This window comes from Serpentinimonas maccroryi (assembly GCF_000828915.1).
GTDB lineage: Bacteria > Pseudomonadota > Gammaproteobacteria > Burkholderiales > Burkholderiaceae_C > Serpentinimonas > Serpentinimonas maccroryi.
Genome location: NZ_AP014569.1, coordinates 1,344,337 through 1,358,159, shown reverse-complemented (window position 1 = coordinate 1,358,159; position 13,823 = coordinate 1,344,337). Strand labels below are relative to the sequence as shown.

At 63.4% G+C, this 13,823-nt stretch carries 12 protein-coding genes and 1 pseudogene; 6 read left to right on the top strand and 7 right to left on the bottom strand.

Annotation, left to right across the window (positions count from 1 at the left end; translation table 11 throughout):
- Positions 1-12 precede the first annotated feature (12 nt).
- From SMCB_RS06265 to SMCB_RS06245, 5 genes are all read right to left on the bottom strand, one after another.
- On the bottom strand, positions 13-453 hold the full coding sequence (locus SMCB_RS06265; protein WP_045535799.1) for a cupin domain-containing protein: 441 nt from the start codon (positions 451-453) through the stop codon (positions 13-15).
- A 115-nt stretch (positions 454-568) separates the two neighbouring features.
- Entirely contained in the window at positions 569-1,594 is a 1,026-nt protein-coding gene (locus SMCB_RS06260) for a thiamine phosphate synthase (protein ID WP_045535798.1), read from the bottom strand.
- A 29-nt stretch (positions 1,595-1,623) separates the two neighbouring features.
- The gene (locus SMCB_RS06255; RefSeq protein WP_082027273.1) at positions 1,624-2,484 is read right to left on the bottom strand and encodes a thiazole synthase; all 861 of its coding nucleotides are present in this window, start codon (positions 2,482-2,484) and stop codon (positions 1,624-1,626) included.
- Between the two features lie 16 nt (positions 2,485-2,500).
- The gene (thiS, locus tag SMCB_RS06250) at positions 2,501-2,728 is read right to left on the bottom strand and encodes a sulfur carrier protein ThiS (protein WP_420834888.1); all 228 of its coding nucleotides are present in this window, start codon (positions 2,726-2,728) and stop codon (positions 2,501-2,503) included.
- A gap of 72 nt (positions 2,729-2,800) precedes the next feature.
- Positions 2,801-3,928, bottom strand: a complete 1,128-nt coding sequence (locus tag SMCB_RS06245; RefSeq protein ID WP_045535797.1) for an FAD-dependent oxidoreductase — start codon at positions 3,926-3,928, stop codon at positions 2,801-2,803.
- Between the two features lie 232 nt (positions 3,929-4,160).
- Between SMCB_RS06245 and thiD the strand changes: the two genes are divergently transcribed.
- Positions 4,161-5,045, top strand: a complete 885-nt coding sequence (gene thiD / locus SMCB_RS06240) for a bifunctional hydroxymethylpyrimidine kinase/phosphomethylpyrimidine kinase (protein WP_045535796.1) — start codon at positions 4,161-4,163, stop codon at positions 5,043-5,045.
- 105 nt (positions 5,046-5,150) lie between these two features.
- On the opposite strand, the gene fliS is transcribed toward thiD, so the two are convergent.
- Entirely contained in the window at positions 5,151-5,699 is a 549-nt protein-coding gene (gene fliS / locus SMCB_RS06235; protein ID WP_052468439.1) for a flagellar export chaperone FliS, read from the bottom strand.
- Positions 5,700-6,212: 513 nt separating this feature from the next.
- Between fliS and SMCB_RS06230 the strand changes: the two genes are divergently transcribed.
- From SMCB_RS06230 to SMCB_RS13085, 5 genes and pseudogenes are all read left to right on the top strand, one after another.
- Positions 6,213-6,947, top strand: a complete 735-nt coding sequence (locus tag SMCB_RS06230) for an SDR family NAD(P)-dependent oxidoreductase (RefSeq protein ID WP_197539289.1) — start codon at positions 6,213-6,215, stop codon at positions 6,945-6,947.
- Positions 6,931-8,028 carry a 3-dehydroquinate synthase gene (locus SMCB_RS06225; protein WP_045535795.1) on the top strand — a complete coding sequence of 366 codons (1,098 nt, stop codon included), beginning with the start codon at positions 6,931-6,933 and terminating at the stop codon, positions 8,026-8,028. Before SMCB_RS06230 ends, SMCB_RS06225 begins: the two co-directional genes overlap by 17 nt.
- The gene (locus SMCB_RS06220) at positions 8,015-9,778 is read left to right on the top strand and encodes a thiamine pyrophosphate-binding protein (RefSeq protein ID WP_045535794.1); all 1,764 of its coding nucleotides are present in this window, start codon (positions 8,015-8,017) and stop codon (positions 9,776-9,778) included. The genes SMCB_RS06225 and SMCB_RS06220 overlap by 14 nt, the downstream gene beginning before the upstream one ends.
- Positions 9,779-9,823: 45 nt before the next feature.
- Positions 9,824-10,912 (top strand): N-acetylneuraminate synthase family protein, encoded by a 1,089-nt coding sequence (locus SMCB_RS06215; protein WP_045535793.1) that lies wholly within the window; start codon positions 9,824-9,826, stop codon positions 10,910-10,912.
- 136 nt (positions 10,913-11,048) lie between these two features.
- A pseudogene (locus SMCB_RS13085) lies at positions 11,049-11,711 on the top strand (class I SAM-dependent methyltransferase); the annotation flags it as partial.
- Positions 11,712-12,202: 491 nt separating this feature from the next.
- Here SMCB_RS13085 and SMCB_RS06205 read toward each other — a convergent pair.
- A protein-coding gene (locus SMCB_RS06205) for an IS3 family transposase (protein WP_144400224.1) occupies positions 12,203-13,764 on the bottom strand; the annotation gives its coding sequence in 2 pieces (ribosomal slippage) (positions 12,203-13,326 and positions 13,326-13,764; 1,563 coding nt in all).
- Positions 13,765-13,823 lie beyond the last annotated feature (59 nt).

Sequence of the window (13,823 nt, the reverse complement as noted above, 5' to 3'; positions counted from 1 at the left end):
GCACGTGGCGCCTCAGGGCTGCGGTGCAGCGGTAGGGGGGGCTGTAGGCTCCAGCGCGGGCAGGCGCGCCACCAGGCTTGCAGGCAGCGCGGCACGCAGCGTCGGGATGGCCAGCAGCAACGCGCCGTTTTCTTGCGCGGCCAAGTAGTGCGTGTTACCACGCGGGATCAGCAGCAAGGTGCCGGCCTCATGCGGGCGCAGCGCGGCGGCGTCAAAGTGGGTGCCGTCGGCATACAGCACCGGGCCGCGCACCACCAGCAGCAGCACCCAGTCGGGGTGCGCGTGGCCGTGGGGCGCGATGCGGCCGTGGGGCGGGATTTCGGTCAGCGCAGCGATGCCGCCGGGTTGCAATGAGGACAGCAGAATGCAGCGCTGCGCCGCCCCGGCGTGCACCGGCTGACGCGGCAATTCGGCGGGGTTGACCACGAGGGTCGGCGGGTGGGTGGACGGCATAGACAGGGTGCTGTTTAAGCTGCATTATAAGACAAATGCGAGTCAGTCGTAATACGATTGGTGGAAAAATCGCAACCAAGCTGCCTGATCGAGCAGCTGCGGCACCGGTTTGGAGTCAAGCGCCCGTCAGGGGCCTAAGTTCAGCCCAGCGCCGCTGCAGCGCTTGGGCAGCGGCGGCGGGGTCGGGGCTGGCGGTGAGGGCGCGCACCACGGCAAAGGAGCCGACGCCGCTGGCGGCGATGGCACCCAAGTGCTCGAGGCCGATGCCGCCGATGGCCACCGTGGGGATGGCCGGGCGCAGGCGCGCCAGCAGTTGGGCGTAGGCGCGCAGCCGGGCGCAGCCTTGGGGTGCGGTGGGCATGGCTTTGAGGGTGGTGGGAAACACGGCGCCCAGCGCGATGTAGCTCGGGCGCAGGGCGGCGGCGCGCAGCAGTTCGGCGTAGCCGTGGGTGCTGATGCCCAGCCGCAAACCGGCGGCGCGCAGCGCATCCAGCGCCTCGGGTTCCAGGGCGTCGAGGTCTTCTTGGCCTAGGTGCACGCCGTAGGCCCCGGCTTGTATGGCGGCTTGCCAGTGGTCGTTGATGTACAGGCGGCTGGCCGTACCCGCTACCCCGGCCACGGCGGCACGCACTTGCGCCAGAACTTCGGCCTCGGGCGGGGTGCCGGGGCCGGGGTTCGCGCTGGGTTTGTAGCGCAGTTGCAGTGTCGGTACGCCGGCGGCGGCCATGCGCTGCACCCAAGCGGCGTTGGGCAAAACGGCGTACAGGCCCAGCCCGTCGGGGTGGGAGGCAAAGGGCGGGGGGCTGTTGGTTGCGGCTGGGTGCTCGGCGGCGCTGCCGGGCTGGGTTGCTGCAGCCGCCGTGCCCAAGCCAAAGTCCAGCGGGTCGTCGGGCCAGTCGGCGCGCCAGTGGCCCTCGCGCGCGCTGCGCCTAGCCCAAGCCTGCGCGATCACGGCGGCGTCGGCCTCGATGAAGCCCAGCCGGCGCGCCAGCGCCCAGGCCACGTCGTAAGCGCTGTCGCTGGCGGGCATGGCGCCGGGGTCGGCTTGGGCTTCGATGGCCAAAGCGGCGTGCTGGCGCACCAAGGCGTCGAGGGCGGCGGGGGCGGCGGGGGCGTAGGCCACGGCGGGGTTGGGGTGCATCGGGGCGGGCCAGAGCGCTCTGAGGCCTTTCAGGGCTGGTGCCAAAACGGTGTGCCCAGCACCGGCGTGCTGGGCTGGGCGCTGTCTTGCGGGGTCATGGTGCCGGCCCAAAAAGCGTCGCGCCCGGCGCGCACGGCGGCGGCAAAGGCCTGCGCCATGCGCACCGGGTCGAGCGCCAGCGCCACGGCGGTGTTGAGCAGCACGCCGTCGTAGCCCCACTCCATCACCTGGCAAGCGTGTGAGGGCAGGCCGAGCCCGGCATCGACGATCAGCGGCACCTGCACGCGCTCGCGCAGGGTGCGCAGCGCCAGCGGGTTCAGCGGCCCCTTGCCCGTGCCGATGGGGGCCGCCCACGGCATCACGGCCTGGCAGCCGACATCGACCAGGCGCAGGCACAGCACCAGGTCTTCGGTGCTGTAGGGCAGCACCTTGAAGCCGCGCCGCAGCAGTTGGTCGGCGGCGCCGACGAGGTTGAGGGTGTCGGGCTGCAGGGTGTAGTCGTCACCGATGATCTCGAGCTTGATCCAGTCGGTGCCGTAGAGCTCGCGCGCCATTTCGGCCGTGCTGATGGCCTCTTGCACGCTGTGGCAGCCGGCGGTGTTGGGCAGCAGCGGCGTCTGCATGTTTTGCAGCAGCGTCCAGAAGCTGCGGCTGGCCTCGGCGTTGCCAGCGCTCTGGCGCCGCAGCGCGGCGGTGAGCATGGCCGGTTGCGCGGCCGCCACGGCCTGTTCGAGCAGCGCCGGCGAGGGGTAGCGCGCCGTGCCCAGCAGCAAGCGGCTGGAAAAATGCTGGCCGTAGAGGATGAGGGGGTCGGTGGCGTGGGCCGCAGAGGCCGCATGTGCCAGGGGCGGTGGGGTGGTGGCGGTGTGGGCGGCGGGGTTGGGGTTCATGCTGCAAGCGGCGCGCTCAGCCGCCGGTGACGGGGGAGATGAGCTCGATCCGGTCGCCTTGGGCCAGCGCAGTCTGCGCGTACTGGTTTTTGGGGACGAATTGCAGATTGAGGGCGGCAGCAAAGGGCTCGGTCGGGCGCGCGGCGGCCAGCGCATCGGCCAGCGTGGCGCTTGCGGGCAGCTCCAAGGCTTGCTGGTTGAGCCAGACTTGCAAGGGGGCAGTGGCTTCGGGGGATGTGCTCATGGGGGAATGGTTTAGGGTGCAGTCAAAGCGGGCATCGAGGCGGGCATTAAAGCCGGCACCACAAAGTGTGCCTCAAGCCGCAAGCACCTGTGCACAGGGCTCAAAACGCAATTCAAGCCGCTCAGCCAAGTCGCGCTGGCCCTGCTGCACGTACTCGAGCACCGCGTCGCACACCGCCGGCCCGATCAGGTAGCCGTGGCGAAACAGGCCGTTGATCTGCAGCACCTGCGGCGCGCACTCGCGCACCAGCGGCTGGTGGTCGGGCAGGGTGGGGCGGCACTGGCTTTGCAGCCCAACGATGCGCGCCTCGCCAAAGCCGGGGTGCACGGCGTAAGCGGCGCTGAGCAGCTCGAGCGCCGAGCGCGCGCTGACCTCCGACAGATCCTCGGACTCGATCTGGGTTGCGCCGACGACGAAAAAATGGTCTTGCTTGGGCGCGATGTAGAGCGGGTAGCGCGGGTGCAGCAGCCGCGTCGGGCGCTGGAGCGTGACGCCGGGGGCGTACAGGCAGGCGACTTCGCCGCGCACCCCGCGCAGCGGCTGCTCCGGGGCGGTCCAGTCGGCTTGCGCGCCCAGACCGCGGCAGTCGAGCACCCAGCCGCCGTGCGTGCGCTGCCAGTCTTGCGCTTGGGCGAGGCTGGTGGGCTGTAGCCAGTGCAGATCGGCACCGAGCGCTGGCAATTCGGCCGCCAGCGCCTGCAGCAGTTGGTGGTTGTCGAGCTGGCCCTCTTGGGGCAGATAGATCCCGCTCTGAAAATGCCCGGCCACACTGGGCTCGAGGGCGGCGAGTTGCTGCGCGTCCAACGGCTGCGCCGCTTGCAGTTCGGGCACCTGCTGCACCGTCTGCGCCCAGACGCGGCTCAGGCGCGTGGCCTCGGCCGCGTCTTGGCGGTGCCACAAAATCAGGGTGCCGTCTTGCTGAAAATACACCGGCTGCCGCAGAGAGGCAATGAGCTCGCGCCAGCGCGGCAGCGCGTACAGCCCCATGCGCACGACGTTGGGCTCGGCCACGGCGGCTTCGGCCAGCGGCGCCAGCATGGCGGCGGCCACCCAGGCGGCGGCGCCTTGGTCCGATTCGGCGCGCGCTTCGTGGATCGTGACCCGGTGGCCGCTGCGCGCCAGCGCCAAGCCCAGCAAGCGGCCCAGCAGGCCAGCACCTAAGATGAGCACCGGGGTGGGGTGGGGGTGGTTGGCGGGCATAACGAGGCAGTGGGCGGTGTAGAAAAGTCGGTGCATCCAAGCAGCGGCGGGCGGTGCGAACAGGGGCGGGTGCAGGGTGCAGACGCCACAGCCGCTGGTGGGGCCGGGAAAATATACCATGGCCCCACCACGGCCAACAGCCATGCCGATTATGAATTGAGCGCGCGGGCCAGACGGCTGACGCAGCCCCCTTGCGCCCATAATTGCATTTGACGCACCTCAATAAATCCCCATGTTGCCCGATCCAGACCACCCCGCCCAACCCGCCCAACCCTCCAGCCACTCGTGGCGCTACGCGCGCGTGCTCACCATCGCCGGCAGCGACAGCGGTGGCGGCGCCGGCATACAGGCCGACCTCAAAACCTTTGCCGCGCTGGGCTGCTACGGCATGAGCGCCATCACCGCGCTGACGGCGCAAAACACGCTCGGGGTGCGCGCCATCCACGCCGTGCCCGCCAGCTTTCTGGAGCAGCAGATGGCCGCTGTATTTGAGGACATCGGCGTCGATGCGGTCAAGATCGGCATGTTGCACGCGCCCGACGTGGTGCGGGTGGTGGCGCGCGCGCTGGACCGCTACGCGCCGCCTTGGGTGGTGCTGGACCCGGTGATGGTTGCCACCAGCGGCGATGCGCTGATCGAGCCCGAGACCGTGGCCCTGCTGCGCACCGAACTGTTCCCGCGCGCCAGCCTGGTCACGCCCAACCTCGACGAAGCCGCGCTGTTGCTCGGGCGCCCCGTGGCCGACGAAGCGGCGCTGGACGCCGCCGCCGCCGACCTGCTGGCGCTGGGTGCGCGCGCCGTGCTGCTCAAGGGCGGCCACCTGCAGGGCGCGCAATTGACCGATGTGCTGGCCTGCGCCGGCACCCCACCCGCCGCTTGGCTGCGCTTGCGCGGGCCGCGCATCGCCAGCCGCAACATTCACGGCACCGGCTGCACGCTCGCTGCGGCCATCGCCGCGCAACTGGCGCTCGGCCAGCCCTTGCCGCTAGCGGTGCAGGCGGCACACGCCTGGGTGCGCGCGGCCATCGAGGCCGGAGCCGGCGCGCGCATCGGTTCTGGGCACGGCCCGCTCAACCACGGGTTTGCGCCGCAGGTGCTGCGGCGGGTGGGCAGCTGAATCGCAAGCGCGCCTATCGCACCTCTCGGGTGTTGGAGTTAAACTCGCGCCTCAAGCAGGGCAAGCGCTCGCGTGGTCTTTTGTGATGCTGCGTCCTGCGTCAGCTTATGCTGCGTAGCGAAGCAGCGTGCCGCCAAAGCCCGGTGACGCGCCGTTGCCGCTGCGGCCCGCACCATATTTTCCGGGGTAGGGGGCAGTGGCCTCGAGGGTGGCGTTGCCTGCATCCAGCGGCGTTGCAGGCAACTCGGCGCCGGGAGCTGCCGCAGCCGGGCGCGCTTCGCGCCACGCATCGGCCAGCGGTTTGATCAGGCTGTGCACCTCGTCGAGCGCGGCGGCGTCGTTGTGTGCGTTGGCATCCAGCAGCCGCACCGAGCAGTAGGCATAGAGGGTGTCGAGCTGCTGCGCCAGTTCGCCACCGGCCTTGATGTCGAGGTGCGTGCGCAAGCCCTCGCCCAAAATTTGCAAGGCCTTGTTGATGTGGCGGATTTTGTTGTTCAGGTCGTTCTGTTCCATGGCCAACTTACCCAAGCGGATGCGGTCGAGCAGGCCCTCGAACAACAGCAAAGCAACCTCGTGTGGACCATTGGCGTCGGCACGGCTATCGAGCCCCACGGCGGCGTAGGTGCGGGCAGAGCGGTGAGCGGAAGTGTTCATGGTGCTGGCCTTGGGGCAAACGATGATGATGCCTTTATATCGGACGGCTTTGACAGCAACTTGAGCCCAAGCTGGCTCACGGCCGAAGCCAAGCTGGGCGTGCGCCCCAGAGGCGCGCTAGGCCAAGCCTAGACTGACCACGATTAAGACCGCACGCAGCAACAGGCAGCCAATGGCTGCTTGTTGACGCGACAGGTGGCTCTACGTGTGCCGCACCTGCCAGGTGCGCATTGGATTGTTGGTAGTATGTTGATTATAATAGAAAAATAGAGGTTTTGTGGGGTTCGGGTCACGGATTAAGTTCCCTGAACAAGGCTGGAATTCGCCTGCTATTTTCGGGCAACTTGTCCTATCATCCCTGTATGATCTGCAGCAACAACCGCTGAAGCGGCGATTTTCGCATCACAGGCAGCGTCATGAACAACCCTTTTTGGATCGGTGTGGAACCCGCAATGAGCACCAAAATGCTGGATTTCTCCATTGGTCGGATCGGCCTATACCGTGGAGTCCGCTTTGGCTGATTCCGGCAGCACTTCCATCCAGCGGTTGCTCCTCTTTGGTGGCTCCGGTTCGATCGGAACAACCATCCGAGACCGGTTTTGCCAGGAAGGATGGACGGTGAGCATCGTCAGTCGCAGCGCTTCCCCAGACGCGACCAGCATACAGTGGAATCCTGTTGTCCATAGCGACGGTGTGTCGTGCTCTAGAGCGATCAATAAGCTGGTTGCACAGGGGCCATTCGATGCCGTGTGCTGGGCGCAGGGAATGAACTGCACCGACAGTGTGTACGATTTCGATCAAGCCCGACACGAGGCGGTCTATGATGCCAATGTGCTTTACATCCTCAACAGTATGAACATCTTGTTGACCCAGCGCCTGCTGCGTAGGCCTGCCCGTCTGTGCGTGATCAGTTCCATCTGGCAGGACATGGCCCGGCAAACTAAGCTCTCATATTGCGTCACCAAGGCTGCTCTGCAGGGCCTCGTGCTGTCCGCTGCAGCCGATCTTGCCCGTGACGGCCACGTCATCAACGCCGTTCTGCCTGGTGTGATCGATACACCGATGACGCGAGCCAATCTCAAAATGGAGCAGGTGCGTAAAGTCGAAGATGCCACGCTATTCGGACGACTGCCCACGCTTGACGAAGTGGCGGCCTGCGTCTTTGGCCTGTGCCGTGCGGACACCACCGGTGTCACCGGTCAGTTTATCAGCGTAGACCTGGGTTACTCCCGTGTTCGAGTCGTCTGAGTTCGCCGTCAAGACCAGTTGTGGCGCGTACCGGGTATTGATTGGTGCCGATGTGGTCGCTGGACAGCTACACGAATCCAGCGTCGCTTGGCTCGTTGATGCCAACGTGGCGCGCTTGCACAGCAACCTCCTACCTGCCTCGTATATTGGTTTACGGGCCATCGAATCAGAAAAAAACTTCGAATCCATCGCGCGCATCGTAGAGCAACTGCGCGACCTTGGTAGCACACGGGATACCCGGCTGATTGCTGTTGGTGGCGGCATCGTACAGGATCTGGCCACGTTTGCGGCATCTTGCTACATGCGCGGAATCCCATGGACCTACCTCCCTACCACGTTGCTGAGCATGGTGGATTCGTGCATAGGCGGAAAGTCCTCGATTAACGTCGGCCGTTACAAGAACATCGCTGGAAACTTCTATCCACCTAAAGAAGTCCTCATCGATACGGGTTTTTGCAGCACCCTCACGTCCGAGCAGATAGCTGAAGGCCTGTGCGAGGCCGCCAAGATATGCTACGCAGCCTCAGATAATGCGTTTACCGCCTACTTGGCATACGTCAATGCCAGTGACTTGCCCCCGGCTGGCGCGCAATTGGCCGGGATCATTAGGCATAGCCTTGAGACCAAGAAGCGCTTCATTGAAGAGGACGAATTTGACCAAGGTGTCCGTCTCCTACTCAACTTCGGCCATACCTTCGGCCACGCCATTGAGGGCGCTAGCTCGTACGCCATCAGTCACGGTATCGCGGTCGGTCTTGGGATGCTCGCGGCAGCCCACTGCTCGGTGCGCCTAGGGTACGCGTCAGCAGAACTTTCGAATGTTGCCAGTCTATCGCGCCACATCAGGTTCTTGTTGCGTGCCATACCGTCAGTGGCCGCCAATCTGCGTGTCATTAGGCCCGAAGAAGCTATGGCGTTCTTCCAGTCCGACAAAAAACACTCGGCCCATTCGTTCATACTCATTCTTTTCGATGCTCAGGGACGTTTGCAGCAGGTAAAAGTGCCACGATCTGCCGCAATCCGGGCCGTGCTTTTGAGCACTTTTCACCATCTATGCGAACACTACGATGAAATACAGTGATCAACTGGCCGAATGGCTTGTTCAGCTTGGATATAGGCAGTGCTTTTTTGTTGGGGGCGGCAACATCATGCACCTCATCGAGAGCTTGAGCCGCCGCATGGCGTGCCATGCCGTGGTTCACGAGGTGGCCGCCGGCATTGCCGCCGAGTATTACAACGAAACCAGCGATGACGGGCGTGCGCTGGCGTTGGTGACAGCCGGCCCAGGGTTGACCAATATCGTCACAGCCATGGCGGGCGCCTATCTGGAAAGCCGTGAACTGCTGGTCATTGGCGGCCAAGTTAAAACCTCCGATCTGTCTGGTGGCGTTCTGCGTCAGCGAGGGATCCAGGAAATTAACGGCACGGCTCTTGCTGGGCCGGTTTGCAATACCTCCGTGCTGCTTAAGCAGCCGGTTTCGTTTCGTGAGTTCAGCGGGTTCGTTGTAGCATCCAGACTCGGGCGCAAGGGCCCTGTGTTTATCGAGATTCCACTGGATGTTCAAGCGCGCGAATACAGCGCCCAGGATGGCAGCGACTCCGCGTTGGTGCCGGCAGTAATTAGACCCCGCGCTACCCCGTCAGACGTCCGTCTGGTTGCTGACCTAATCCGTGCGGCTAAACGCCCGCTGTTCCTTATTGGGGGCGGCTTGAGTCGGGCTTCAACCCGTGCATTGCTACCCCGCCTTACCGCTGCCGGTGTTCCGGTGGCCACGACATGGAACGGTGCCGACCGCATCGGTGCAGAGAATCCGGTGTACGTTGGCAGGCCCAACACTTGGGGCCAGCGCAGCGCCAATCTCGTGCTCCAGCAGTCGGATCTCCTAATCGCCATGGGTACGCGCCTTGGGATGCAGCAGACCGGGTTCAATTGGCAGCAGTTCGTGCCAGGGGGGAAGGTGGTACAGGTCGATATCGATGCCGACGAACTCGCTAAAGGCCATCCCCGGGTGGACTACCCGCTGCACGCGGACGCAAATGAGTTCTTCGCCGGTCTGCTGGAGCACAATCTGGGTCAGCACAGCGACTGGTTGCTGTATGCCCGAATGGTGCGCAAGGCGGTGCCGCTGATAGAACCCGTCAATACCAGCCGTGATACTTACATTTCGCCCTATGTCTTTGTTGATCGACTGGCAGCTCAATGCTGTGCTGACGACATCGTTATTCCATGCAGCAGCGGCGGCGCATTCACCGTCATGATGCAGGCCTTTACGCAACAGCAAGGGCAACTCTTGGTGACCAACAAGGGTCTGGCCTCTATGGGTTATGGTTTGTCTGGGGCCATCGGCGCTGCCTTTGCGCATCCCGAGCGCCGCGTTGTCCTGGTCGAGGGTGACGGTGGCTTTGCCCAGAACATGCAGGAAATCGGAACTGCCAAGATCAATGCGCTCAACCTAAAAATGTTCGTGTTCGACGACTCGGGCTACGCATCCATCCGGATGACGCAAAAAAACTATTTCGGTGGACGCTATGTCGGCTGCGACATTCACACCGGGCTGGGGCTGCCGAACTGGGAGCAGCTTTTCAAGGCTTGGGATGTGCCCGTTTGCCGCCTTGGGCCAGATTTTCCGCAGGTGCAGAACTTTCACGCCATGTTTCAGGCCAAAGGAACGGCCGCATTCATAGTTTCTATCGACCCGGAGCAGACCTATTACCCTAAAATTACCAGCCAGATCACAGATACGGGAACCATGGTTTCCAACCCTCTGCATCGGATGACACCTGAACTTCCAGCCGAAGTCATGGCCAAAATTGGGAAGTACTTGCCGTAGACAAACCCAATTCATAGCGCATCACAACCAGCAAAAAGGAATTATATGTCACACGAAATCTTCGAAGACCTCTTTGTGCTCGAGATGGCGAGCAATCACCAGGGTAAGTTGGAGCGCGGCCTGGAAATAGTCAGCAAATTCTCTAAGGTTGTGCGCTTCAACAATGTGCGGGCAGCCATCAAACTGCAGTTCCGCGACATGGAGAATTTCATCCACAAGGATTTTGTGGAACGGACGGACATCCGCTACGTCAAGCGCATCTCCGACGCACGGCTTTCCAAGCAGGACTTCTCCCGCCTGGTGGAGGCGATTCGCAAGTCCAGCTGCATCCCGATGTCCACGCCGTTTGATGAGAAGTCTGTAGACTGGTGTGTCGAGTTCGACATGCCTATCATCAAGGTCGCCAGCGCCGACAACAACGACTGGACATTGTTGGAAAAAATCGCCAGTACCCGTAGACCGGTTATCATTTCGACTGGTGGCATGAGCCAAAAGGACATGGACGATGCAGTTACCTTCTTTCAGCGTCGTAATATTCCACTGGCCCTAAATCACTGCGTCGCCGCCTACCCGCATGAAGACAACGAGTGTGAACTTAACCAAATTGATTTTCTCAAGCACCGCTATCCGGGAATCACAATCGGTTACTCCTGTCATGAATATCGCGACTGGGCATCCTCCATACAGATCGCCTATGGTAAGGGTGCTAGAACCTTTGAGCGCCACATTGACCACAACGACGACGGCTTCGAAGTTTCTAAATACTCTTCGTTGCCACACCAGATCGATGCTTGGTTCAAGTCCTGGCATAAGGCCCGCGAGATGTGCGGCGGGTCGTCTGATTCGCGCCGCAACTTCCTGGCACGGGAGATCGAGTACCTAGACTCATACGTGCGCGGCGTTTATGCCAAACATGATCTGACTCCTGGTCAGACCCTGACCGAAGAGGATGTTTATCTCGCCATCCCACTGCAGAAGGGCCAGGCCTCCAGTCGCGAATTGATGCTTGGTCGGTTCGGCCACAGGATGCTCAATGCTGTGCCTAAGGATAATCCTATCCGCATGGATGCGCTGGACACACCTTACGCGAACAACCCAGAATTACTGGATCAATTCAACAAGCGAGGGCTGTAAATTAACGATAAGGCGCAAACCTATCGGGGATGCGGCAAGCTAGCATGTGCGCCGATTCCGCAGTCACGTATGCTTGCAATGGTCAACTTCTGAGCCGTACAAATTGGCTTTTTCGATTGTTTAGGCTACCTCAACGATGCAGATGAATACTTATGGTGGCGTTAAGCGTGCGTGCCCAGTCTGTGGCGCTGCGTCGGTGGCGCCACTGTACGCCAATAGCCTAGCGCCGCTCGGCGGGCTGGACATGAGCTACGAGCTGGCGCGCTGCACGGTTTGTGGCTTTCATTTTGCCCATGCACTGCCCGACGAGGCGCAATATCTGCGCTACTACCGCGAGCTATCCAAGTACGATTCGCAGCCGTCGGTGTCGGCCATAGACCGAGAGCGCAACGCTGCGGCGGTTGATTTTTGTTTGCAGCACAAGCTGGCAAAAAATTTGCGGATTTTGGATTTGGGCTGTGGCTTTGGTGCTTTGCTCGCCGCCTTGCGTGCCGCTGGCTTTGGCAGCCTGCAAGGCCTGGACCCGGCTCCGCATTCGGGCCGCCAAGCGCGCGCTCTGTTTGGCCTGGATGGCATTGCACAAGGCACTTTGGCCCAGGCACACGAAGTGCTCAACCTGCACGAGGTGGATCTGGTATGCCTCATGGCGGTGCTTGAACACCTGCCGTGCCTCCGGCGCGATTTGGGGCGATTGCTGCAGCAGCTGCGCCCGGGTGCGCTCTTGTTGCTCGAGGTGCCCGCCCTAGAGTTTTTTGCCGCCCACGAGGGCGAACCCTTTGGGGAGCTCTCTATCGAGCACATACAATTTTTTTCGGCGGCTTCGTTGCGCAATTTGCTCTCCAGCCTTGGGGCTGTTGTACTGGGGCAAACACTGCTACCGCTTGCGGGTTTGCACTTGGGCTCGCTGTTTGTGCTCGCGCAAACAGCGCCCGGTGTGCCCGGCAGCATTCAGGCAGAGAGCCCGGCGCAGATGGACGCCTACCTAGCGGGTTCTGCCCAGCGCTGGAACGTGGCGCTGCAGCGCGTACCTGATCAACCCTTTGTGCTGTACGGTGCCGGAAGCCACAGTGCGCGGCTGTTGCCACGGCTTGATGGAGCTCAGCGCCGATCGTTGCTTGCCATTGTGGATGGCAATGCCAACCTGCATGGCAAGCGTTTGGGTGCTTGGACGGTTGAGCCCCCCGAGGCGCTGAGCAAATATCCCGGGCTGCCGGTCTTGATATCCTCGTACCGCTCCGAGCTGCAAATCGCGCGCAGCCTCCGGTACATGTCAAGCAACTTGTCGCGTCCTCAAGCAGCCATTGGCTGCGTAATGCTGCGCGTCAGGGCAGCGTTTTGCACCTCCGTTCGTTCAGGGTTGAGGGTGACGGTTTTGATGAGTGACCAGTCGCGCGTGGGGCCAGACCAGCGCCGCGGGTTGTCTTCGCGGGCTTGGGCGTAGAGGGCGTGGCGTGCTTGCAGAATCTCTTGGTCCAGTCCGGCATGGCGCTGCGCCGGCGTGACGTAGCGGATGCCACTGTGGCGGTGCTCATGGTTGTACCAATGCACGAAATCGCTCGCCCACTGGCGCGCAGCCTGCAAGTCGGCAAACCCTTTTTCAGGATACTGCGGCCTGTACTTGGCCGTGCGAAACAGGCTCTCCACAAAGGCGTTGTCGTCGCTGACGCGGGGCCGCGAGTACGAGGGCTTGACGCCCAGCCAGTGCAGCATCGCCAGCACGGTGGTGGCCTTGAGCGTGGCGCCGTTGTCGCCGTGCAGCACGGGCTTGTTGTCCAAGGCGTGGATGCCCTCGGCCAGCGCCGTGCGCTTGACCAACTGCGTGGCGTGCACGGAGTCGTCGCGCTCATGGACTTCAAAGCCCACGATCTTGCGGCTGTAGACGTCCAGAATCAGGTACAGATAGAACCAACGCCCAGTGACCTGCGCCGGCAGGTAGCTCATGTCCCAGCACCACAGTTGGCGCGGCGCCGTGGCCACGTGGGTGGTTGGCGCGCGGCTGGCGCGCGGCGCCTTGGCGCGCCCGCGGTGCTGCGTCTGACCATGCGCGCGCAGCACGCGCTGAAAGCTGGATTCGCTGGCCAGATACACGCCCTCGTCGGCCAAGGCCGGCACAATGCGCGCCGGGGGCATGTCGGCAAAGCGCGGCTGGTTGGCCACACGCAGGATCTGCTCACGCTCGACGGGGCTCAAGGCATGCCCGGGCGTAGGCCGCACGGCCTGTGGGCGGCCGTCGCCGCGTTGCAAGCCCGCACCGGCGCGCCAGCGCTGCAGGGTGCGCACGTCAATGCCGGCAACCTCGCAGGCCTTGTGCAGCCGTGCACCGGCTGCGTGAGCCGCTTGGATGTCTTGGGCCAAACTGCGGCGATCTTCGAGGCCGATCATTCGGCCGCGCCCTTGTGGAAGATCGCCTCGACTTTTTTTGACAGCACCAGCAGCGCTGCCGTCTCGGCCAGGGCCTTGTCCTTGCGGCGCAGCTCGCGTTCGAGCTCTTTGATGCGCCGCCGGTCTTCCTTGGTCTGCTGCGGGCTGGCGCGGGCCTCCTCGGGGCTGGCCAGGGCCTGCGCAGCGCTGCTGTGCCACTGCGCCAGATCGTGCGGGTACAGGCCGTGCTGGCGGCACCAGGCGCTGCGCGCTGCCTCGTCCAGCGCCGCTGTGCTGATCACCGCTTCGAGGCGCGCCGCCGCCGTCCAACTGCGCTGCTGCGCGGGCTGGGCCAAAGCGGCGCTGCGCCAGCGCTCTAGGGTGTCGGCGCTCACGCCAAACTCTTGTGCCAGCGCCGCCAGTGGGGCGCTCTCTGGTGGCAGCAGCCGGGCTACCACGCGGTTTTTGAATGCTTGTCCGTATCGAGCCACTTCGTTCTCTCTTCACTCGCCCCCGAGTGTGTGCTGTGCCACCCGGCGCCAGTGCAGGC